Genomic DNA, 22,689 nt, shown 5'->3' on the forward strand with positions numbered 1-22,689 from the left:
CTTTATTACTTGTGCGCTTTTATTAAAAAAACTACATTTGCTCTTCAATAAATTTATTATGAATTACATCAACGAGCAAGAACGTAGAAAGATTTTCGAGCAATTTTTCATTTTAACTTTCCCGAAAGTAAAGGCTTTTGCCTATAAAATACTAAAATCGGAAGATGATGCTGAAGACATAGCGCAAGATGTGTTTGTGAAGATATGGGCAGATGCAGAGACGTGGAAGAATTGTGAATCGAACAGCGGATACATTTATATAATGGTTCGCAATCAGGTGTTTAATTTCTTGAAACATAAATCGATTGCCAATACTTACGAGGAACAACTGGTCGGTAAATATGCCTCTTCCTTTCAGGCGGATATTCATGATGAACTGTATGCCAAAGAAATCGAATTGTTAATGAAACTAACGGTAAGTCGGATGCCCGAACAACGGCGAAAGGTTTTCATAATGAGCCGACAGCAACACATGAGCAATAATGAGATAGCCGAAAAGCTGAATATTTCGATCCGTACCGTAGAGCGTCATCTATACCTGGCATTGGCCGAACTGAAGAAAATCATTTTATTTTTAATTTTTTTCTATTTGCGTTGAGTAGTTGCGTTTGCTCGATTGTCTCTATAGTATAAGCCGATTAAATAATGAAAAACTACATTCAACAAATTATTCGTATATTCACTGTTTCCGAACCTGAGCAATCGGTTACGGATGAGGTGCATCAATGGCTAATCCATCCCGAACACTCCGAAGAAAAGGAGAAGGCACTGTATTCTGTATGGGAGGCAACGGAGGGAGTACCCGATGCAGATACTTGGAATTCGTTATCGAACGTATATCGTAAAGCAGGTATCCCTCAAATCAAGCATACCCGCAAACAACCGACCCTTTGGCGCTATGCGGCAGCTGTAGCCTTACTAGTCGTTTCCGTGTCGGTTACCTTTTTCTATACCAAAGACACCTATTCGGATATAGCTATGGTCGAGAAGTTCACGTCTTATGGCGAGCTTAACAGTGTAGTGTTGCCCGATGGAAGTACCGTTCAGACAAACTCGGGTACTCTTTTATTTTATCCCGAATCTTTTAAAGGTGATACGCGTACCGTTTATCTCATGGGCGAGGCCAATTTTAAGGTAAAGAAGAACCCCGATCAACCCTTTATTGTAAAATCGGCAACAGTGTCTGTCATGGCATTGGGAACCGAGTTTAATGTGTCGGCTTATCCGAAAGACAGCAAAATAGTAGCCACCTTGCTTTCCGGAAAAATACAGGTAGACTGTAATGATTCCGATAAGAGCTATACGCTTGCACCCGGACAGCAAATAATTTACGATAAGAATACCGCTTCGAGCCATATCAATCAGGCCAACATATCCGATGTAACCGCTTGGCAAAGAGGTACCCTCGTTTTCAGAGGAAGTACTGTAGCAGAGATGCTGACCATACTGGAACGTCGATATGATATTAAATTTCAATGCGATGCCAATTATGTGAATGAAGATAAATATAATTTTGAATTCCCCGGTAAATCTAATATCAAAGAGGTGATGGATATCATGCAGGTTGTTGTGGGTGATTTTAATTATGAATTCGAAGTAGATGTCTGTTATATAAAATCGAAGAAAAAGAAATAACTCAGTTCAAAATAGCATTTGTTTAATCTTAAATAATCCACTTTTTTATGTAAAAAAGTATCCGGAAAAAGGGTGTCGCCTAATTCCGGATATGAAATCTATTCTTAGTATTAAAGCTATACGCTTATCTTCTGGAAATAAATAATATATGATTTAACACTAATAATCATTCAAAAATATGAATTTTAATCGATTTAAAGTTATCTTTTTTATCTTTTTTATCAATTCTTTTTTGTGTGTTTCTCTCTTTGCACAAAGTAATGCGAGAATAACCATCAAGAAAAAGAACACAACGTTGCAAGAAGCATTGCAGGAAATAGAAAAACAATCTACCTATCTGGTTGCTTTTAATGAATCTAAACTGGAAAAAACGCAGCGCATTGATTTAAATATCAATGCAGAACCTCTCGAAAAAGCCCTCTCTATGGTATTGTCCGGAACGGGACTAAGCTATAAAATCAAAGACAGACACATCATGATTGTACAGGAAAGCAAACCGGTTGCTCAGCAACGTCGAGTTACTGGGACTGTGAAAGACGGAAATGGTGAACCATTGATTGGCGTCAATGTCAAGGTGAAAGGCGCTGGTGCAGGAACAATTACAAATTTGAACGGTGAGTTTTTCTTGCAGGCTGCCAAAGGCGATGTGTTGGAAATCTCTTATATTGGTTATGCACCTAAACAGGTTACTTTAGGAGATGCGCTAGCCTATTCGGTTGTTTTGCAGGAAGATGCCAAAGTATTGGACGAGGTGGTAGTTACTGCTCTCGGTATAAAACGATCGGAGAAAGCGCTGAGCTATAATGTACAGAAAGTAAATAATGAATCGCTTACTGCGGTGAAAGATGTTAATTTTGTAAATGCGTTGAATGGTAAGGTTGCAGGTGTGAATATCAACGCCTCTTCAGCTGGTGCAGGTGCTGCAACGCGTGTTGTTGTACGAGGTGTGAAGTCTATTACAGGTGGCAATAATGTCCTTTATGTGATTGATGGTGTACCTATGAATAATATCAGTGGTGGGGATATAGGTACTGATCTTAGATTTGCTAAACAGCCCGGTAGTGAAGGTATTGCCGATATTAATCCCGATGATATTGAAAGTGTCTCCGTATTAACAGGTCCTTCGGCAGCTGCTCTTTATGGTTCTGCCGCAGCCAGTGGTGTTATATTGATCAATACAAAGAAAGGAAAAGAAGGACAACTCAAAGTTAGTTTTTCTTCCAGCATCGATTTTTCCACTCCATTTATTAAACCTGAGTTTCAAAACACTTATGGTAATGTAAAGGGAGAGTTTGAAAGTTGGGGAGAAAAACTTCCTACACCCTCTTCTTTTGATCCGATGGACTTCTTTGAAACAGGACATAACTTTATTAATTCTTTATCTATGACCACAGGAACAAAGCAAAATCAAACATTTGTATCTGTGGCAACAACAAATTCAAAAGGTATTATTACAAATAATAATTATGATCGCTACAATTTTACGGTTCGTAACACTGCGAGTTTCTTGAATGATAAATTGCATTTAGACTTGAATGGGAACTACATCATTCAGAAATCACAAAATATGTATCGTCCAGGTGAATATTATAATCCCATTCCTGCAGTTTACCTCTTTCCGAGGGGGGAGAGTTGGCAAGCTGTACAACTCTATAAACGGTATGATCCGATTCGTAAATTTCCGGTGCAGAATTGGGCGTATGGTGATAATGGTATGCAGATGCAAAACCCATATTTCATAGTGAACGACATGATGACTCCGAGTAAACGTAAACGCTATATGTTTATGGCCAGTTTGAAGTACGATATTCTTGACTGGCTTAATGTGTCAGGGCGTATTCGTATGGATAACGCAAATACAGAGAGTGAAACTCGTTATCACGCTTCTGGACAAGGTATTTTATATGCCAATACACACGGCAATGGTATGTTTGGACATTCCCAATCTCTTTCTCAACAAACATATATGGACTTCATCTTAGGTATAAACAAAACATTTGGTGATTTCAATCTTGTAGGAAACTTTGGTGCCAGTTTGGAAGATCTGTATACAAGTAACGTGGGATTTTTTGGTCCTATCTTGAAAGTGCCAAATACTTTCTCCTCCGATGCCCTTGACCCCCAGTTTAATCATGGTGGAGACAGCTCTTTCCGCAAACGCGGCACAGCCATCTTTGGTAGCGCAGAATTGGGTTGGAGGAATATGCTGTACCTGACGATAACAGGTCGTAACGACTGGAGTTCCTTGTTGGTGAATGCCAAAGAGCCATCGTTCTTCTATCCTTCAATCGGCTTGTCGGGTGTTATCTCTGAAATGGCAAAACTTCCTGACTGGGTTACTTACATGAAAGTAAGAGGGTCATACACAGAGGTAGGTTCTCCCATCCCGGATCGGTATCGCGGTATGACTCGTGGAACAGTGACCTTGCCTATGGAAAATGGGCTTCCCGGTACAAAAACGGTGAAACCTTTTTATGATTTTCAAGCGGAGCGTACCCGTTCTTATGAGACAGGTTTGAACTTGCGTATGTTCAATAATAAGGTTAATTTTGATTTTACTTACTATTTATCCAATACTTATAACCAAACATTCTTGAATACGCTTCCCGCTTCTGCTTCATATTCGTCATTTATCATTCAAGCAGGTAATATACAAAACCATGGTTTTGAGATAACATTGGGATATAGCGACAAATTTGGACCTGTAAGTCTGTCCTCCAATCTGATTTATTCGCGAAATGTCAATAAAGTAAAAGAATTGGTACATGATTATCCAACGGGTGATGGAGATAAAACGATCAGCTTTAAAGAAACAAGTGCTGGAGGTGGTTATATTCGCGAAGGTGATGCAATTGGCGATGTGTATATTACCAAGATCTTGAAACGGGATAATAAAGGTGATGTTTACGTAGATGCAGAGGGAAATATCTCTACTATGGATCTCCCTGATGGTAAACGCTTGAAAATCGGATCTGTCAACCCTGATTTTACGATGGGTTGGAGAAACGATATCTCGTATAAAAACTTCAACTTGGCTTTCTTGATTAATGCACGTGTAGGAGGTATCGTTACTTCTGGAACGCAAGCTTTAATGGACCAATATGGAGTTTCTAAAACTTCAGCTATTGCGCGCGATAATGGTGGGGTGATGGTCAAAGGTGGTAAAATAGTGGATGCACGCAAATACTATTCGGTAGTAGGTGGAGAGCAACTTGCGGCATATTATTATTATAAAGCTACCAATGTACGTCTTCAAGAGATAAGTTTGGGGTATAAATTTCCCAAGAAGATGTTTGGAACTCAGATGCCGGATCTTTCACTGTCTCTTATTGGTCGTAATCTATGGATGATTTATTGTAAGGCACCATTTGATCCCGAGCTCACTGCTACAACAGGAACTTATGGACAGGGAAGTGAGTACTTAGGAGCACCGAGCTTACGTAATATTGGATTTAGTTTAAAAATACAGTTCTAATATATTATCAAAATGAAAAGAAAAGTTACAAAATATATAGCATTGATGGCTGTCGGTATGCTGAGTTTTCATGCTTGCCAGACAGACTTTGAAAAAATAAATAGAGATTTTCGCCACCCGACTGAAGATGACTTAAAAAAGGATGGTCTGGATGTCGGAGGTTTCTTTACCAGCTTTCAAACTACGATTTTCCCGGTGGGAAACTCTGGAACAGATTATGTAAATGACTATCAAATACCTTATACATTAGCAGGGGCATGTTGGATCGGCTATATCTCTCCGGCTCAAAATAAGTGGATTGGAAGAGGCTTTCCATCCTATTCATTGAAAGGGTGGAGTGATTATACTTTTTCAGTAATGTATAAAAAAACTTTTGCTAGTTGGTTGAACTTAAAAGAGCAAACAATAGGTGATGATGCAGTAAATGCATTGCTGGATATCATAAAGGTTACAAGTCTTCACAAAGCAACAGATACTTTTGGCCCTATTCCCTATCTGAAGATTTCCAAAGGGAATATGCTTCAAGCAACTTATGATTCTCAAAAGGATGTGTATTCTGAAATGTTGAAAGAATTAGATAATGCCGTGCAGGTTCTTGATCAGGTAAGACACAATGTCCTTCCTAAATACGACTTGATGTATGGGGGTGATTATGTAAAATGGGGAAAATTAGCTAATTCTATGATGTTGCGTTTAGCCATGCGCGTGGTATATGCCGATGAAGCATTGGCTAAAGAATATGCAGAGAAAGCAATTTCAAACCCATTCGGTGTAATGGTAGAGGCGAATGATATGGCACAACTATCACAAGGTGCCGGACTTTTCCTGAACAACCCTTTAGTCATAATTAATGGCTCTTCTTATAACGATGCTCGTATGGGTGCTGAAATTTACTCATATATGGTGGGCTATGAAGATCCGCGTACAGACGTCTATTTTACGAAAGCTAAACAAAGTTCTGTGGAAGGATTCTATCCTGTTTTCAAAAGCCTTGAAAAGGTTTCAGAATATTTGGATAGAACAAAATACTCGTTGTTGAACGTACAAAATGCAACTCCTATTTATATAATGAAGGCTTCAGAAGTTGCATTCTTGCGCGCTGAGGGTGCTTTACGCAATTGGAATATGGGTGGTGCTACCGCAGAAGAACTTTACAACAAGGCTATCGCACTTTCGTTCAAAGAGAATGGCATAGATGATAGTAAAGCTAAAAGTTATGTAGCCAACTCATCTAATAAACCAGTGAAATTTGTGGATAACACAAATCCCGCAAATAACCTTGCTCCTGTTAGTACGATTACTGTCAAATGGGAAGGTAAAGAGTTTGAGAAATCGTTGGAACAAATTATAACTCAAAAGTATATTGCACTTTATCCTGATGGACAAGAGGCTTGGAGCGAATATCGTCGTACAGGATATCCTCATATTTTTCCTGCCAAATTTGTCCGTACAGACTCTGATGTAGACGGAACTGTAGGTCCTACTCGTATTGTTTATTCTAATAAAGAATACACTGACAATCTTGAAAACATTAACAAGGCTGTTCAGATGTTAGGCGGACCCGACAAAGGTAACACGCGGGTATGGTGGGATAAGAAATCCAATAAATAATTTTTAATAGATAATAGTGATGAAACTAAAAAAGACACTCCATATACTATTGCTTATTGCAATCTCCTGCTTCCAAACGGCTTGTTCGGATTGGACAGAGTTAGAAAATGAAAATATTGACAAGCTTCTGGAGCATGCAGATGCTGAGATGAAAGCAGCCAATGAAAAATATTACGAAAATTTACGTATATATAAAAAATCAGAGCACTCATTGACATTTGGGTGGTTTGCTGCATGGGCAGCCAATGGACCCGGCTCAACATTCTTGTCGCAATTGCCAGATAGCACCGACTTGGTGGCTATTTGGGGCGAAAAACTTTGGGCAAATCCTACAAAAGAGATGTTGGCCGACTTGAAATATGCCCAAGAAGTAAAGGGGTTAAAGGTGGTAACGGCTTGTCTGCTGTTTGATATAGGTAAAGGTCTTACTCCACCTGTGCCAGCCGATTTTGCTGAGAAGAATCCGGATATTCCAAAAGAAAAACACTGGGAGACATGGAATAAAGGTTTTTGGGGATGGAAAGATGGTGACGAAGAGGCTATCCTGAAATCTGTCGAGACTTATGCAAATGCACTTTGCGATACTATTTTTAAATTTGGTTATGATGGTTTTGACCTTGATGCTGAGCCGAGTTATTCACAGCCGTTTCAAACAGCTAAAGAGATGTGGAGACCGCCTCAACGCATGTATACGTTTTTCGAGACGATGGCAAAACGCATCGGACCTAAAGCCGAGACAGAAGAAGGACGTAAGAAGCTGTTGATAGTGGATGGAGAGCCGGATTGGTTTCCACCTAAATATGGACCCTATATGAATTATTTCATTCTACAAACTTATGGAGCCAGTTCTAATGCTAGATTAGACAGTAGATTGAATTCTTTAATTAGTCATTTTTCATCGGTTCATACTCCCGAAGAAGTTGCAAATAAATTGATTGTGACGGAAGAATTTGAGAAATATTCGTCTACTGGTGGTGTTAATTTTTCTACCCCAGATGGGAGAACTGTTCCTTCTTACATAGGTATGGCGGAATGGAAGCCGCTTGGGGGACAATACCGCAAAGGAGGTATCGGTTCTTATCACATGCAAAAGGACTTTGCAGCACAGCCCACTTATAAGTATTTGAGAAAAGGTATTCAGATAATGAATCCGGCTAATAAATAATCTAAATATTTTAGAAATGAAAAAGAGATTAAATTATATTCTTACAGGAGTTCTTTCGTTCATCGTCTTTGGCTGTGCCAACGTGGATGTAGATGAAGTGAATGCTCAGAAAAATCTGCCTAATGCAGTATATATGGAAGAGGTTGAAAGCTCTCCAATGAAAAAAATATTGCTTGAGGAAAATGGCGCAGTGGCTAGATTCTCTGCACGTACCGCCAATCTTGCTCAGGAAGACGTTTATATAGCTTATGCAGTTGATACGACTACTTTGAATAAGTATAATGAAGAACATGGCAAGAACTTCAAGATACTCCCTTCTGAATATTTTACAGTAGAACGTGTTGAGGATGTGATACAAGCGGGATCATACAATACTGCACCGGTGAAGATTAATATCAAGAAAGAAGCGGCAACGCTCAACCCCTCATACAAATATGCCATCCCGGTACAAGTCAGTACGGCTAATAGCATGGGAGTTTTAGAACAAAGCTCTTATCAGATATTTGCGCTGGATCGTATTCTGGAGACTTCTGTAATGCGCCAACAAGGGTTCTATATGAAGTATACGTTTCCCAATGCACCGGTCGAGATCAAGGAGTGGACTTTTCATTATGGCATGAAGTTCGATCGTTTGTTTGATAACCAACAGCCTGCCATGGGGTCTTTTTACTCTCGCATAACATCGAACGGAAAGCTTCAATATAAGGCGGGTGGTTCTGACGATCCATTGGCTTTTTCGAAGCAGTCCCTTGCACGGAACACATGGTATCACATTACATTTACGTATAAAAAACAACATGTGAAAATGTATATTAATGGTATTCTTGAGACAGAATTTGATGTTGCAAATAACGACAATTGGTATAAAATCCAAGCTAGTTTTGGTAATTTTGTAGGTTATATGCGTGATATTCGTCTCTACGACTGTGCGTTGACTTCTGATCAAATAATGGAAAATCTTTATGTTGAGGATCCGACAAACAAACACCTGTTGGTTTATGCTCCACTGACTAAAGAGTCGGGATTGAAGTGCTCTGTAAGCAAGTTTAAGGAAAATAACGAACCGATACACTTTCATTCTTATGTTTCATCGTCCTCTGACGTTCCTTACGATGAGGCAAAGATTCAATGGACATCACCTGTTTATTTTCCAGAAAAAAAATAGAATTAGAATAATATGAAAAAAAATACATTATTATATATCATTCCTGCCTGTATCATCCTGTTGACATCGTGCAGTAAGGAGTTAAGTTATGAAGGTGAATATGATGTGAAGAGCTATTATAACGGTGTCGATCCACGTCAAAATTTAGTGTTTTTCTCCCAACCTTTTGCGGAGATTATAATTCCTTTTATTGGTACGACCAGTATAGGTGCTGAAGTAGAGGCAAGTATGCTTATCGCCACTACTCGCCCTGTTGAAAAAGATAATCGATTCGCTTTAGAGGTCTTGAAAAGTGACGATATAGCTTTGGCTGGTTACCAAACGCGAGAGTTTATTGGTGTAGATAAAGTGAAAATAGCAGAATCCACCTGTGTGATTCCCGCAGGTATGGGAAAAACGACAGCTAAGCTTAGCGTGAATATGGAAGGGTTGAAGATTAATAGTTTACTACCTGTTCGTCTTGTTAAAGAAGAATCTTCTGTCTTTTTTCCGAGCACAAACAGAGGGCTTCAATTGTTGACGTTCAAAGATGAACAGGTGATAACTCTGAAAAATCAGGTTTTTGAAAAAGCAGTTACTCTTACTTCTAAGGAGACTATTGTATCTGGGGGTACCAAAATTGATTTATCAGTATTGTCTTCTCTCAAATTGAAAGAAGGATATACAGTCAATCTAGTGCGTGCCGATGAGGTAGCGAAAGATTATCCCGGGAGATTAAAGGATTATCAGTTGGCTCCAGACAATATGTTTCCTAAATTTGATGCAAAATCTCTAGATGAGGTTAATGTGGTAGATTTCTCTTTTGAACTAAAAGGACTCAATCAGTTTACTGAAGCTAAAAAGATTTATATGCCCATGAAAATAGTCATTTTTGACAAAGATGGGAAGAATATAGAGCTTCTTAAGAATAAAGCAGATGTTCTCATTCAGCTGGATATTGATGTTTCTAAAATGGTACTTACCACGGAAGAGTTGACAACCGCATTGTCGAAAGAGGGATGGAGCATTACAGCTTCAAAAAGACCTAATTTAGCTCCTTATTTGATTGACGGTATAAACTCTAGGGAGTGGTATGGAAGCGGTGAGGATGTTACTGTGACTCTTGATATGAAAGGCGAGCGCCGGATTGATGGTGTAATGTTAGAAAACACGAGTCCCTATCCTAGTCCCACCGGGTATACCATATATGTGAGTAATGATGGTGTCAAATGGGAAAAAGTGTCCAACAAGATCCTTGCAAGTACGAAAAAGGTTACTATTAAATCTCTTGAAACCATAAATGCACACTATATGCGTTTCTCACTTTCTTTTGGGAGTTACGGATACCTAACTGAGATAACCGTTTACGGTAAATAAATTTCGATATAAAAAATAATCCCCTTATTTACTCTCTTCATTCTTTGAAAAAAGAAGAGTAAAATAAGGGGATTCTATATTTATCTTATATTTTATTGGCCTGATAAATGAAATGATTTTGAGAGATGATTGTTAGTGTTTCAATTTAGTTGCTCTGATTATAACGAAAAGTTATCATACATAAATAGAAACGATTGGGATATCTACTTTGGAAGCGTTATTTTTGCACTCGGAAAAGTAAATTAATAAATTAAAATTATATGGCTTCATTGACCGAATCGTTGCAAAGGAATAATAAAACTATTTATGCAGCATTGCTGATTGTTTTGTGTGTTTTCATGTTGTTAGACTATATACCAGGCTGTAGTGCAGTCTCTTCGTGGGTTACTCCTCCGGTGGCACTTTTTCTGGGGTTGGCTTTTGCGTTGTTATGTGGGCAGGCGCACCCCAAGTTCAATAAAAAACTCTCTAAATACCTATTGCAGTATTCTGTAGTTGGCTTGGGTTTTGGTATGAATATTCAGGCTGCCTTGGCTTCGGGTAAGGAAGGAATGGAGTTTACCATTATCTCGGTGGTAGGAACCATGCTGATTGGTTGGTTTGTCGGTCGTAAGTTACTGAAAGTTGATCGCGATACCTCTTATTTGATTAGTTCGGGCACGGCTATCTGCGGAGGTAGTGCTATTGCTGCCGTAGGACCTGTGTTGAAAGCGAAAGATAGTGAGATGTCTGTGGCATTAGGTACTATTTTCATTCTAAATGCCATTGCACTGTTTATCTTTCCGGTTATCGGGCATGCACTGAACATGAGCCAGCATGAATTTGGAACATGGGCGGCCATAGCCATTCACGATACCAGTTCGGTAGTAGGTGCCGGTCAGGCATATGGTGAGGAAGCGTTGCAAGTTGCTACCACGATCAAACTGACCCGTGCGCTTTGGATTATTCCATTGGCATTTGCCACTTCATTTATCTTTAAAAGCAAGGGGCAAAAGATAAGCATTCCCTGGTTTATTTTCTTCTTTGTGCTGGCGATGGTGGTCAATACCTACCTATTGGGAACTACCGAGACCGGTATTCAGATTGGTAATGCAATCAACGGGTTTGCCCGTAAAACACTAACGATTACCCTCTTCTTTATCGGGGCATCGCTATCGAGAGACGTATTGAAGGCGGTAGGTATTAAACCGCTTGTTCAAGGTATTGTACTTTGGATCATCATTAGTTGCAGTACGCTTGCGTATATTTATTGGTTCTGATTGTTAAAAGAGAGAGAATACGCAATGCGGGTATGTCGGGCTATGCTTCTGATATACCCGCATTGTTGCGTTTATCCGATGATCGATAATTTAAAATCTTTTAGTTTTTCGAGTTTCTTTAATGTTTCCGGATCGAGTTTGAACTCTTTGCCGGTAAAGATATCCTTGAATGCATCGGTGGGAAAGATCAGGATGTTATCGGAAGTTGATTGGTAGGAGGTGATCTTTTGAATATCTTTCAGCGTCAGGTCTCCTATGAGCGAAACAAATTTGAGCGTGGCAGCCCCGTCGGTAATCATGATTAATTCCCGAACTTGGTCGGTACCTTTTCGTTTTACATAGAAGGCCGAACGGGAGACGACCCCTTTCTGTTTCATCAACAGTTCGTATTTCCCTTTTTGTATGAACTCGTCAATGTCTTTGCGTAGGTCTTTCTTTGTGCCGTTATCCATAGTCGAAATAATATAGACCGCATCGAGCTGTCCGGCTACCTTGCCGATGAATACATCCTTGGTATATAGGTTGGGATTCATCTCGATCATCGTTTTCGAAATATAAACGGACGATACGTTGTGAAGATCGCTATACTTATCGAACAGATTGTTCTGTGCGTTGCCGATGAGGCAAAACAGTAGAACGAGAATGGAGAGGATTATTTTCTTTGTTTTCATCGCTGTTGAATTTGTTTTTTGATTTCTTTATTCACTTTGTTTATATCGTTTCTTGTTTCTGATACCTGATTGATTCCGCTGTTCAGATCCATCGAAACTTCGATTAAGGTAGCTTGGAGTACCTTGTAAGCCTCCTGTGGGTTGCTGAAGGTGTCTTTGGGTTCCTCGATCCTATCCTGATAGTTGTAAACCCCATAGCCAACTCCCAGCAGCAGGGCCATGCTGGCTGCTATGCTGCTTATCCAACGCCAATTGCGTTTAGCCTTATTGTGATGAAAGAAGCGTGCTTCCTCTTCTTCTTTGGCATCGATGATACGAATTAGTCGCTCTTCCAGCTGTGAGGGAACCTCTGGGGGTGTTCTCTCTCCATAAAAGCTCCGAAAGAAAGCTTGTTCCTCTTGTAGGCGTTCGGGTATATGCTCTGTCCCGAAATAAGCTTTCAAGATCTCTTCCTGATTCTCGGTGGTGCTTCCTTCGTAGAATGCAGTCAGTAATTTTTCAATTTCTTCTACCTTCATAGTTACTCACTCTATTAAATTGTTCACGAATCTTTTTTCTGGCTCTCGATAGTAATACACGAATGTTGATCGCATTCAGTCCGGTGATATGCTCTATCTCTTCGTATGTGCACTCTTTAACGTCTCTCAGCATCAAAACCTTTTGTTGTTGTTGAGGCAGACACGCAATCAGTGCCTTCACCTGGCAGGCCTCATCTCGCAATTCGTAGTTATCGGCCTGGCAGGTTTCATGAATGGCTGTTAACTCTACGGCTTGTTTGCTGAGGGTGTATTTTCCCGAACGTAGCATATCAAAACACATGTTTTTCACCAATGTTACACTGAATGCCTCCGGGTTACTGATGATGGTAAGCCCTTCGCGCTTATCCCATAACTTCAAGTAAGCTTCCTGCACAAGATCTTCGGCATCGGCTTCGTTTTCGAGTAATTGGAAAGCAACGTGATACAGTTTGCGATGAAATGGCAGAAACTCTTTTTTAAAACTTTCGGCGTCCATGAATAGTTGGTATCAGTGTTTATATGTTTATAGACGTAGTATAAACGGCAAAACGACTTGTAGAATATTCCCAAATCGTTTTGCATCGTTTTTAATCTTGTTAACACAAAACGAAATGTGTATTTTTTTTGTTTTCTTTCATCACTCGTAGCAACAAGATCAAGTTACAGCTTTATTGTGAACGCTTAATCGCTCTTACTTCAGGCGCTTGATATATAGCCTTCATCACCTCCGACAGGTGGTTGATTAGGCTCCATCTTTACTTCATTCTGTTCTTTAGAATCTCTCATCATTTTCTTTTTAATTTGTGTTAATAAAACACATATCTACTTTTATCTTTAGCCACAAGGAGATGATTGTTATATCTTGCATATCTCCATCAACACAATTGGAGACAGCCTGTCTAAATTGTCTGCAAATATCACATCGCTATATTGAGAGATTAATAAGAAACCGTCCTCATCCACTATTACATCATTAAATTCATACCAGTGCTGGTTGTTATTAATGACCTTTGATGAATCTGTGGCTGGAACTTGGATAAGCTGATTCTGTACTCTGATTATATTCGGGTACTTATATGCAGTATGTGTTTTAGCAGATAACAGAAGTTTCACCTTATAGTTTCCAGCAGGCATTTCGGTTAGGTACTTAACTGCCTGTTGTGTCGAATCTGTTCTTATACCACCATATAATTGAATCTCTTTTTTACCACTGTTTACAATCAAGTTGTTAGGATATACCCCATTTTCATCAATAAATGTAGGAGATTCCCAATATGCAGGGGTTATATTTACCTCTAATGAAATGCCATATTTAGCTCTGAATTTGTCTATAATCGTCTTATTATATTTATAATATTTACCAACTTCTTTGCCTATTTGCATACCTTCTAAGTCTAATATTTGCGGAACACCAGCTTCTGCATTTGATACTTTATTAACATAGCCAACGCTATCCACTATTCCTGCTGTTGTTACATTTCCAAATAAAACAACTCGGTGCTTCCCTGTGAAATTAACATTAACAACCTTTTCTACCACCTCATTCAAATTATTTCGTCCTTGAATTGTGATAATATGAATACCTTTAGCTAATGGTATATCAACAGAATCTGCCATTCTACTCCAGACGGTAAATTCACCTTCATCAACCTTGTATCTGAACTCATTTATATTCTCATAATAAATTGCACATTCTATGTGGTCATCATATTTGAACTGTGCATTTGGAGTTAGTTCAATTAAGGGGTCATTGACACCATCCACTCTAATAACTTTAACCGATACTTTCTCAGTATTAGAATAGCCATATACATTTCTTAATCTAACATACACATTCTGCACCACTTCAAATAAAGGTTTAATATCAATCTCAAATGTATTACTCAAACAACTAGCATCTAGAGAATCATACCATTTATGTGTTCCAGATGGTATAGAATAAGACTGTACATTAGAGAAGGTTTCCGAATCTGAAACATCAAGAAAGTTAGCTTCACCAAATTCTTTATTAGCATTTACTGTTGTTAATGAAAGCTTTGCAACAGTAACGGTCTCTGGACAAGACACAGAAGAAATAACAGGCACTTCGTTAAATACTGGAAGCTGGGAACTATATGGAGTCTGTAGCTCTCCCAATAATCGGGTGAAGTACCAAGCATTATCCAGATTATCATTGGTTGGATTTTCCAAATACTTTTGAACATACCTAGAAGCACGCTCGGTTGTATCCGTAGAATAACCAAAATTGATTAATCCCGTTTTCAGATTCTTACTAAACGAAGTAACACCTTTACCTCTTGTTACAATAGCAGTTTCGGGTAAGTTACGAATAATTGCAGAATAAGTTTTATAAGATAGATAATCTGGAATAGTTATATTAATAATAAATTTACAACCAGTAGAAGTTATCAGCTTACTTATCTTCGCTACACGTTGGTAATACATATACTCAATGGCTTCATCTGCTGAGCAAAACCAAATAGTATCACTACCATTAGCTCCTGCTATATCAAATATTTCTTCGAAGAAGCTCAAGTCTTTTCTTAAAAGAGCCGTATTTTCATCACTTATACTACCATTAGGTTCTATATTATATCCTAATCCGTGAGTTAATTCAGTAGCCAGCGTTGGTTTTCCCAGCGAAGCAAGTTGGTGCTGCGTACGCCATAAGTTAGACCTAAACGGATGATTTTCAGAATAAACATACGATGTATTTAATGTGTTTCGTATTTCTGACAGTGGAACATTTGACAAATTAGAGTCCCAACTAAAAGCGGTACGATGAGCAGGCAATCCATAGTGAGAAACAGAAGCAGGAAAGCGTTCCCCATAGGTAGTGCCTTTCTCGTTATTAGCAAGAGATTCTGGCGTATAAAATGCTGCACCTCCTCCAGACATTAATAATGTCTTAGGGTCTTTGATACAAGGTTGTGTATAATAAGGGTCTCCATCTGGATTAGCATAAGTAACAGAAGTATAACCAAATTTACTATGCAGAACATTGCGGTCACGCTGTAAAGGATACGTATAATCGTTTTCATATTTCTGCTTAATAGGGTCAGAAGTAAGAAAGTTCATATTATGTAAGATGAAGTGTCCACCATAATCTTTATGTTTTAATATATCCTCTCTTTGAACTTCAGTTGCATTACCCGACTCAAATGAAAGCCCTAATTCCGTTTCTACAACTCCAGCTGTATCAAAAACAAAAGGAATAAGCGTATTACATCCATCTGTATATCCCAATCTTCTCGGTGAACGTCTTTTGTCAGCCATTGACAATAAATTCATCTCACCATCTGTACGCTCATAGCGTTTTATATTTTTAGGAAGATATTCTCTATTACAATATCTAAATGCCATTCTCCATAAAGAAGTTAGGTTATCATCGTTTCTTAAACAGTAGGTGAACTTCTTATCATATTTATAATAAGGTATCTCCATTGACATAGCTTCTGCCTCTTCCTGTGTACATTGTACATCTACATCAAAGTTATATGTAATTAGTTCTGGCTCTTTATAGAATATAGGAGCAACAATATCTTCTTGGTATGTATTTCCCTCACTTTTGAAACTCCAATTGATATACTTGTATCCAAACTCGGCATACAGTTCAATATCTACGATACCATCGGCAGGCATGGGCGTCCAGTCTACTGATTGCAAAGTAGACTCTGCGCCATTCTCTTTGATTGTCTCACTGTACTTGTAGTGCGTCGGAGCACCTCTTTTCATCAGTTGCCACTTACTAAAGATATTGCTCACTGAGTTATCCGTATTGTCAATACCTTGGCAAGAAACCGATACGGTAAACGGCACTATTTCCATAGTAAGGCTAGCTCGTACACCGTTTTTATTGACTGCATTGATAGTTACCTCTCCGGTAGTAGCTATAGGTGTAACGACTCCGGTAGCTGCGTCAACCGTCGCCTTAGACGTGTCGGAACTGGTATAGGTCAAAGCTAAGGTAGCATTCCCCGGCGTAGCGATAGGTTCGAGTTGCGTAGTAAATCCGCTCACCAACTTGTTGTTCTCGCTACTGAAGGAGAGCCCAACAAGAGTAATCTCTACTGTAATAGCACATTCGGCAAAAGCACCGCTACGGGATTTTACCTTGATTAGACACTCACCTTTGCCAACGGAGGTTACAAGACCATTATTCACTGTTGCAACCAATCGGTTGTTGGTAGTCCAAGATAGTACTGTATTGGTCGCATCCGAAGGCTCATATGTTGCCGTGAGCTGCTTGTTCTCGCCCAACTCCAACACTAAGGCGTCCAAGTCGACAAACACTTGTTCGATAGGAATACCGCCCACATCACCTCCTCCGCCAACGCTGAACGGATACTCACCAAGGAAAGCCTGCGTAATCTTCCCCCCTTCGATGATGACGTACATTGTCTTTGGATCAAGATTGGTCAACGCATTGTACTCGTCGATGCTTCCGAATATCTCGCATCCCATTCCGTTAGGTTTGCTATTCTCGATGATGGGAGCCAGCACCTTCTCTTTGAATACCCCGAAGGTCATGGATGCTGCAAAGTGCGCATTGGCTGCTTGCGTCATCATAAATCTGTCATCGTCGTGTATCTCAGACATCGGAGCGAAGTCTTTGACGTCTAATTTTAATTCTTCTGCCATATTAATTGATATTATAGTTTTCGCTATTGATTACTTCCATTGATCCGCGGTATCAACCATCCACCATGATTTATTCACGGAGTCATAACAGAACTGCAAACAATACCCTTTTCCGAAATTGGTTGATTGTACGCGCCTGTCAAACGTTTCTGATATTGTATCGCCCGGAGCTGCCGTAACTGTTATATTACCACCACCTTGTTTTTTGATTATTATCAACTGACCATCTTCGCATTCGGAAGGGAGTGTGTACGTTACATCATTTCGTGCAATACTCAATATGATGGAATCCATTTTACTTAGTGTTTGACTCGTAGACAATCTACGCTGACGCAACCTAAATCCAGATATACGCCCCTCGGGTATATACAATGCACTGTTTCCGGTGTATACCATATCATCATAGGCTTTAGCCCCAGTAACGCTCAAATACATCCCTGTATTTCCTACACCGATGTTGGATGTTTCTCTATTAACCGCTATTCGTATCGGAGTAACAAGCGCACCTCCACCAGTGGCAGGAAAGGTATCTGCACCAAAATAAACACTGGCGTAGCTGTTGATAAAACGAATTAAGCTTCTCGAAAGAAGCATTTCATTCTCATCTCCCTCTTCTTTGTTCTCTAATACGCCATTAGATATTGTGAATCCAGCTATTTTTCCTGATTTAGCATTTACTTCACCGGTAAATGTTCCTTCGTTCGCTTCAACCCTTCCTACAAATTTATACTCCTTCGTGTCTGGGTCAAGCGCAAACACCACTTTATCATCCACTAACGCAAAAATTCCTGTCCGTTTTTTGCCGTCAATCGTGATGCAATCCACACCTTGAGCTATTCCCGTTAACTTTCCAGTATCAGGGTTTCTTGTACCGCTGAACATCTTAGGGGACGCCACCCACTCCCCATCTATCATTGTTTTGTTATCATCCCACGGTTTGAGCCAATCCAATAAATTTGCATCCTGACCGTTCCAAACGCGAGTTATAGTAAACGTTTTTTCAAATGTAATCTTTCCTTCGCAATTGACGACGATATCGAGTGCCGCCCTATCTTGGCTTACTTTTGTGATAGTGATTACACCATTAGCGATGGAGTATTCACATCCGGATGCAGTAATGGTAAGCGAGTAGGTTCCATGCCCGGCTATATCTGCATACGAAAGAGAGGTTGCACCATGCCATGCGTGTATCTTGGTCTGCACCTTGAATCTTTTTGTAACGACCTGGCTGTCGGCTGTATATACCAACTCGTTACCTGCCACAACATTGATGATATCATAGAGTGATGAGTCAATCTCTCCTTTACTATTCAGTGTTATAATAGACTCGTAGGATGACAGTGCTACCGAATAGGCATCATCGCCATCAAAGCTATAATTCGCCCATAAAGCAGGTGCAGAGAAGCTACCCCATACGCCGTTTATCTTCCGGCGTTGGCTGGCAAACTCATGCGGCCAGAGTGCCGACGTTCCGGTCTGGTCATTCGTCCAGCCATCAGGTACATATTGGTCTTGATTCTTTCCAGTCGGCTTAGCTGGCGCAGTATTGGTTTTTGTGCGGCAGAAGATAATCTCGAATCCCGGACCATCTTTACCATCATCTCCATTTGTACCGCCAATGCGGACAGCCGTCCACGTTTTAGGTTCAGTTGCAGGCGGAATAACAACACCGCTGCGCATCCAAAGATACTGTCCGGAAGATACAACAGGAGGCGCATCTTTCCAACCCGATGCCGGAGCGTCAGTCAGTGATTCATTTGCTGCAAATTGATAGTCGGTGTATTGACCGTTTTTACCTGTTTCACCTACAATGCGAAAAGCCGGAGTCCACTCACCCTCACCAATGCGCTGACGCATATACAAATCACCAGTAGCAAACGAGGTATGCCAGCTTTCGCCATCGGCAGAGTACTCAGCATCCACCGAGTTGCCGTTTACCCCGCCAATACGTACAGCAGTCCACGTTGTCGGAGTCGTTAAAGGGGGCGTCACTACACCGCTGCGCATCCAAAGATATTCCGATGCCGAAACGCCTGTAGGTACATCTTGCCACCCTTCGGTAGGAGCAACTGTTGCAGAGGTTGATTTCGCAAACTGAAAGTCGGTGTACTGCCCGTCCGCACCATCTTCGGCAACAATGCGATTGATGCTTCCCGATGCGACTCCGTTGGTGTATAGCTGCATATAGATATCACCTTGCGCAAATCCGGCATGCCAATCCGTGCCGTTAACTGAGTATTTTGCAGTAACCGAATCGCCATCTTTACCATCCTTCGCATATCGCGACCAAGGAGCCGGGTTTGAATATGTCCCCCAAGTACCATTTACTTTTACCCGCCTTGATATCAACTCGTAGATAAACTCCGATGTCGTCCCGGTAGGGTTATCCATCCATCCTGCCGGAACAAACCCGTCGGTGTTTTCCGAGTCGGGCACTAGAGCATTGTCAACCTTAGAGCGCAAGTAGATAAACTCAATATCCTTTCCGTCCGCACCCGTAAAGCCGCGCTCACCATACACTCGCGTCAGGGTAAATGTCTTTTTAACCACTGCAATACCCTCGCAGTTGATTTCAATATCCAGCGTAGCCTTGTCCTGAGTAATCTTTGTTATTGTAATCACTCCATCCGAAAGGCTATATTCGCAGCCTGTGGCAGTAACAGATACCACATACTTACCCGCACCGACCACATCGCTTTGCTCCAGCTTCGTTGCTCCACAAGTTGCCTGTATACTAGTCTGTATCTTGTACTTCGTAGTTACAATCTGATTATCTCCTGTATAAGCCGATTCATTGCCGGACACAATATTGATGATGTCATACAATGATGAGTCAATCTCACCGTCACTATTGACAGCCACTACAGCATCGTAAGAGGAAAGCGAGACGCTGTAGCCATCTTTCCCGTTATCTCCTTTGAGTTCTTCTTTCTGCTCAGGTGTAAGCTTGATATATCCGGCAAAGTATCCATTACTCTGATATGAACCAGTTCCGTGCATGGTATAACCGTTAATGGTAAGTCCTTCCACATCGCCATATTGAGCACTGATATTCCGGTTCGGGTCAATCTCCCATGTATTTACGCCTACAAGATATCGCTTGTAGGTGCGTGTCGAATAAGCTGATGCCTGACGATTCTTATCTGTAGCATTACCATACACAGCAAATTTCATAGATCTGCATGGATGTACTTTCGTACCGGGTTTCAACTCGTACTGAAAGCTCTTTCCATCAGCAAGCAGTTTGGTTGGAGTGAAATATGACGTTGAAAAGCCGGGCATCGTAGAGAATCCACACCCATCTATTTCACTTGTGGTAGCATTGCCTGTAAGATTGTGGAACAGCCCTCGTGCAAAGTCATTCAGATGTACGCCTCTGAGCTCTCCGGATTCTAACTTTAAAGTAGCTATCTTGTTGATGGTATCTACCGATTCGATAATCCCAAAGGCGATACTATTCCAAAGTTCGCCAGACACTACATCTATACGGTTAAATCGAAGTTCCGGTACTTCAAGAAATTCATTCAACTTTAAACCTTGCATCTCGGCAAAGCCCTTTTCGTTAATATATGCACCAGAACCACCCAAGCCTGAAACAAAATGCCCAATTTTAATACCCTTCAAAAAAGTAATCATCCCAGCCACAACATCATCCCATAATCGGCTAATGAATGAACGTATGCTTTTCTTTGCCGTGTACAGATTCGAGTCACTCGCCGGGGTATTCTCCCAGCTTTTTATCATATCCGGCAGCCCGGCCATTGCTGCTTGTGCATAATGCTTGGCATCTTTAATACCTTGCTCCATAACAGCCTTTCCACCGGGGTTCGCCAAATCGCTAATCTCAATATCAGCCGACAACGGTTCGTTCACCTTACGGGTGATCTTCGTAATTCGACTGTCTCGGTAACCTGTCTGAGGAAAGTATTTATCACTCATCAAGTGTATACGCCGGCCAACGGTAAGTGATACATTTCGCTTGCCCAGATCGATATAGTCCGTAGGTGCTTTATACACACTCTTATCGAGTTTGTTTTTCTTCATGTATTCCGCTACGGCAGTCTCAAACTCCGTCTCCGCCAATGCGTAGTACTCCGTAGGCATGGTGATATTATAGAGAATGTAATCATCACCGGGTTTCATTACCAATGCACCAGGCAACTGCATTTCATTGTCGTATGGCCATTGGGTGATAACTTCGAACTCCTTTTTATCGGCGTGGTAGTTTACCTCGAAGTCGCGTCCTGCCAAGTCTCCCGTTTCAAAGACAACATGCTTAATCAACCCGGCTATTACATATTCGTTCGGGTTGAAGTTCAACCCCGGATCAGTGAAATAGTAGATATCAAAAGGCTTTTTGTTTTCACCCGTTTTGGTCTCTTTCCGAACCACACCCACCTTGCCGACTCTGCGCGGATATATGGATGCAAAAGCGGCTTCCTCGTAGTGCTCAATCACTCCGTAGTGTGTATTCTGTTCAAGATACTTCACACCACCGGGTAGATGAAGGCGGCTGCTTCCGTATTTCTTTGGATCGATGTTTCGGTTGCTTCCCATTGGAAACAAGCGGGTGAAGAACTTGGCGTTCTCGTTCGTATCAAGCGTGATCTCTTTGAGCCCATTCTCGTATCCCAGTTCAATAAGTTCGCCATATTCACACCGGCACAGGTTGACGGTAAGCCCGTCTATCCACCATTCTGTTTCGGCAGCAGTGGCAATGGCTGCAAGCGCATCGTTACAATAGGTTCCGTTATAGTCGATAGTGAGGTTATCGGTAGCAATAACCTCGCCTACCTTCCAATCGGTGGTTCCCATCACACGGTTGATGTTCTCTACCACCAGCCTTACTTGTTCGATTGCCGGTGCGGTAAGAGAGAAGACAGGATTCAGCTCATTGTCCACTGTCTTCAGGCAGAGAGCACGACGGATCACGCTTTCGATGCCGTAGAACTTCGTGTTGTAATTCCATTCAACCGTCGATTTCTGATTCGGGATATAGGCTTCGAGCATCCGGTACCGTTTGCCTAAGAAATCGACATAGTCGTTCACATCGAGCTGCACGCAGTCAAAGAGGACAAAGGACAGGCTCAGGATGCAGTCCGCCATCAACCCCTCGGCAAGTGTCGACGAGTCGGCGGGCGATACGGTTGCCTTTAACTGCCCCTCTTTATTATAGATGTTGAGTTCCATTTG

13 protein-coding genes are annotated in these 22,689 nt (G+C 40.9%); 8 read left to right on the forward strand and 5 right to left on the reverse strand.

Going from position 1 to position 22,689, the window contains the following annotated elements:
• Nucleotides 1–58: 58 nt before the first annotated feature.
• From TY03_RS19460 to TY03_RS19495, 8 genes are all read left to right on the forward strand, one after another.
• Nucleotides 59–598, forward strand: a complete 540-nt coding sequence (locus TY03_RS19460) for an RNA polymerase sigma-70 factor (RefSeq protein WP_042373019.1) — start codon at nucleotides 59–61, stop codon at nucleotides 596–598.
• A 47-nt stretch (nucleotides 599–645) separates the two neighbouring features.
• On the forward strand, nucleotides 646–1,635 hold the full coding sequence (locus TY03_RS19465) for a FecR family protein (RefSeq protein ID WP_042373020.1): 990 nt from the start codon (nucleotides 646–648) through the stop codon (nucleotides 1,633–1,635).
• A gap of 178 nt (nucleotides 1,636–1,813) precedes the next feature.
• Complete coding sequence (locus tag TY03_RS19470) at nucleotides 1,814–5,110, forward strand: SusC/RagA family TonB-linked outer membrane protein (protein ID WP_042373022.1); 3,297 nt, start codon at nucleotides 1,814–1,816, stop codon at nucleotides 5,108–5,110.
• Between the two features lie 12 nt (nucleotides 5,111–5,122).
• Nucleotides 5,123–6,721 carry a SusD/RagB family nutrient-binding outer membrane lipoprotein gene (locus TY03_RS19475; RefSeq protein WP_042373024.1) on the forward strand — a complete coding sequence of 533 codons (1,599 nt, stop codon included), beginning with the start codon at nucleotides 5,123–5,125 and terminating at the stop codon, nucleotides 6,719–6,721.
• A gap of 19 nt (nucleotides 6,722–6,740) precedes the next feature.
• Nucleotides 6,741–7,886: a glycoside hydrolase family 18 gene (locus tag TY03_RS19480; protein WP_042373026.1), complete on the forward strand. Its 1,146-nt coding sequence runs from the start codon at nucleotides 6,741–6,743 to the stop codon at nucleotides 7,884–7,886.
• Between the two features lie 16 nt (nucleotides 7,887–7,902).
• Nucleotides 7,903–9,051 (forward strand): DUF1735 and LamG domain-containing protein, encoded by a 1,149-nt coding sequence (locus tag TY03_RS19485; RefSeq protein ID WP_042373029.1) that lies wholly within the window; start codon nucleotides 7,903–7,905, stop codon nucleotides 9,049–9,051.
• Nucleotides 9,052–9,063: 12 nt separating this feature from the next.
• Complete coding sequence (locus tag TY03_RS19490) at nucleotides 9,064–10,407, forward strand: discoidin domain-containing protein (RefSeq protein ID WP_042373030.1); 1,344 nt, start codon at nucleotides 9,064–9,066, stop codon at nucleotides 10,405–10,407.
• Nucleotides 10,408–10,667: 260 nt separating this feature from the next.
• Complete coding sequence (locus tag TY03_RS19495) at nucleotides 10,668–11,666, forward strand: YeiH family protein (protein WP_042373033.1); 999 nt, start codon at nucleotides 10,668–10,670, stop codon at nucleotides 11,664–11,666.
• 71 nt (nucleotides 11,667–11,737) lie between these two features.
• Here TY03_RS19495 and TY03_RS19500 read toward each other — a convergent pair whose 3' ends face one another.
• The 5 genes from TY03_RS19500 to TY03_RS21645 form a co-directional block, all read right to left on the reverse strand.
• Nucleotides 11,738–12,337, reverse strand: a complete 600-nt coding sequence (locus tag TY03_RS19500) for a DUF4252 domain-containing protein (protein ID WP_042373034.1) — start codon at nucleotides 12,335–12,337, stop codon at nucleotides 11,738–11,740.
• The gene (locus TY03_RS19505; protein ID WP_042373037.1) at nucleotides 12,334–12,855 is read right to left on the reverse strand and encodes a hypothetical protein; all 522 of its coding nucleotides are present in this window, start codon (nucleotides 12,853–12,855) and stop codon (nucleotides 12,334–12,336) included. The genes TY03_RS19500 and TY03_RS19505 overlap by 4 nt, the downstream gene beginning before the upstream one ends.
• Nucleotides 12,836–13,351, reverse strand: a complete 516-nt coding sequence (locus TY03_RS19510) for an RNA polymerase sigma factor (RefSeq protein WP_042373040.1) — start codon at nucleotides 13,349–13,351, stop codon at nucleotides 12,836–12,838. Before TY03_RS19510 ends, TY03_RS19505 begins: the two co-directional genes overlap by 20 nt.
• 359 nt (nucleotides 13,352–13,710) lie before the next feature.
• On the reverse strand, nucleotides 13,711–17,496 hold the full coding sequence (locus TY03_RS19515) for an Ig-like domain-containing protein (RefSeq protein WP_042373042.1): 3,786 nt from the start codon (nucleotides 17,494–17,496) through the stop codon (nucleotides 13,711–13,713).
• Between the two features lie 30 nt (nucleotides 17,497–17,526).
• On the reverse strand, nucleotides 17,527–22,686 hold the full coding sequence (locus TY03_RS21645; protein ID WP_052332565.1) for a hypothetical protein: 5,160 nt from the start codon (nucleotides 22,684–22,686) through the stop codon (nucleotides 17,527–17,529).
• Between the last annotated feature and the right edge of the window lie 3 nt (nucleotides 22,687–22,689).

This window comes from Bacteroides neonati, assembly GCF_000499785.1.
GTDB lineage: Bacteria > Bacteroidota > Bacteroidia > Bacteroidales > Bacteroidaceae > Bacteroides > Bacteroides neonati.

Excerpts from the sequence above, each read along its gene's own strand:
- TY03_RS19460 (WP_042373019.1), top strand. The coding sequence starts at position 59 with ATGAATTACATCAACGAGCAAGAACGTAGAAAGATTTTCGAGCAATTT.
- TY03_RS19465 (WP_042373020.1), top strand. The coding sequence starts at position 646 with ATGAAAAACTACATTCAACAAATTATTCGTATATTCACTGTTTCCGAA.
- TY03_RS19470 (WP_042373022.1), top strand. The coding sequence starts at position 1,814 with ATGAATTTTAATCGATTTAAAGTTATCTTTTTTATCTTTTTTATCAAT.
- TY03_RS19475 (WP_042373024.1), top strand. The coding sequence starts at position 5,123 with ATGAAAAGAAAAGTTACAAAATATATAGCATTGATGGCTGTCGGTATG.
- TY03_RS19480 (WP_042373026.1), top strand. The coding sequence starts at position 6,741 with ATGAAACTAAAAAAGACACTCCATATACTATTGCTTATTGCAATCTCC.
- TY03_RS19485 (WP_042373029.1), top strand. The coding sequence starts at position 7,903 with ATGAAAAAGAGATTAAATTATATTCTTACAGGAGTTCTTTCGTTCATC.
- TY03_RS19490 (WP_042373030.1), top strand. The coding sequence starts at position 9,064 with ATGAAAAAAAATACATTATTATATATCATTCCTGCCTGTATCATCCTG.
- TY03_RS19495 (WP_042373033.1), top strand. The coding sequence starts at position 10,668 with ATGGCTTCATTGACCGAATCGTTGCAAAGGAATAATAAAACTATTTAT.
- TY03_RS19500 (WP_042373034.1), bottom strand. The coding sequence starts at position 12,337 with ATGAAAACAAAGAAAATAATCCTCTCCATTCTCGTTCTACTGTTTTGC.
- TY03_RS19505 (WP_042373037.1), bottom strand. The coding sequence starts at position 12,855 with ATGAAGGTAGAAGAAATTGAAAAATTACTGACTGCATTCTACGAAGGA.
- TY03_RS19510 (WP_042373040.1), bottom strand. The coding sequence starts at position 13,351 with ATGGACGCCGAAAGTTTTAAAAAAGAGTTTCTGCCATTTCATCGCAAA.
- TY03_RS19515 (WP_042373042.1), bottom strand. The coding sequence starts at position 17,496 with ATGGCAGAAGAATTAAAATTAGACGTCAAAGACTTCGCTCCGATGTCT.
- TY03_RS21645 (WP_052332565.1), bottom strand. The coding sequence starts at position 22,686 with ATGGAACTCAACATCTATAATAAAGAGGGGCAGTTAAAGGCAACCGTA.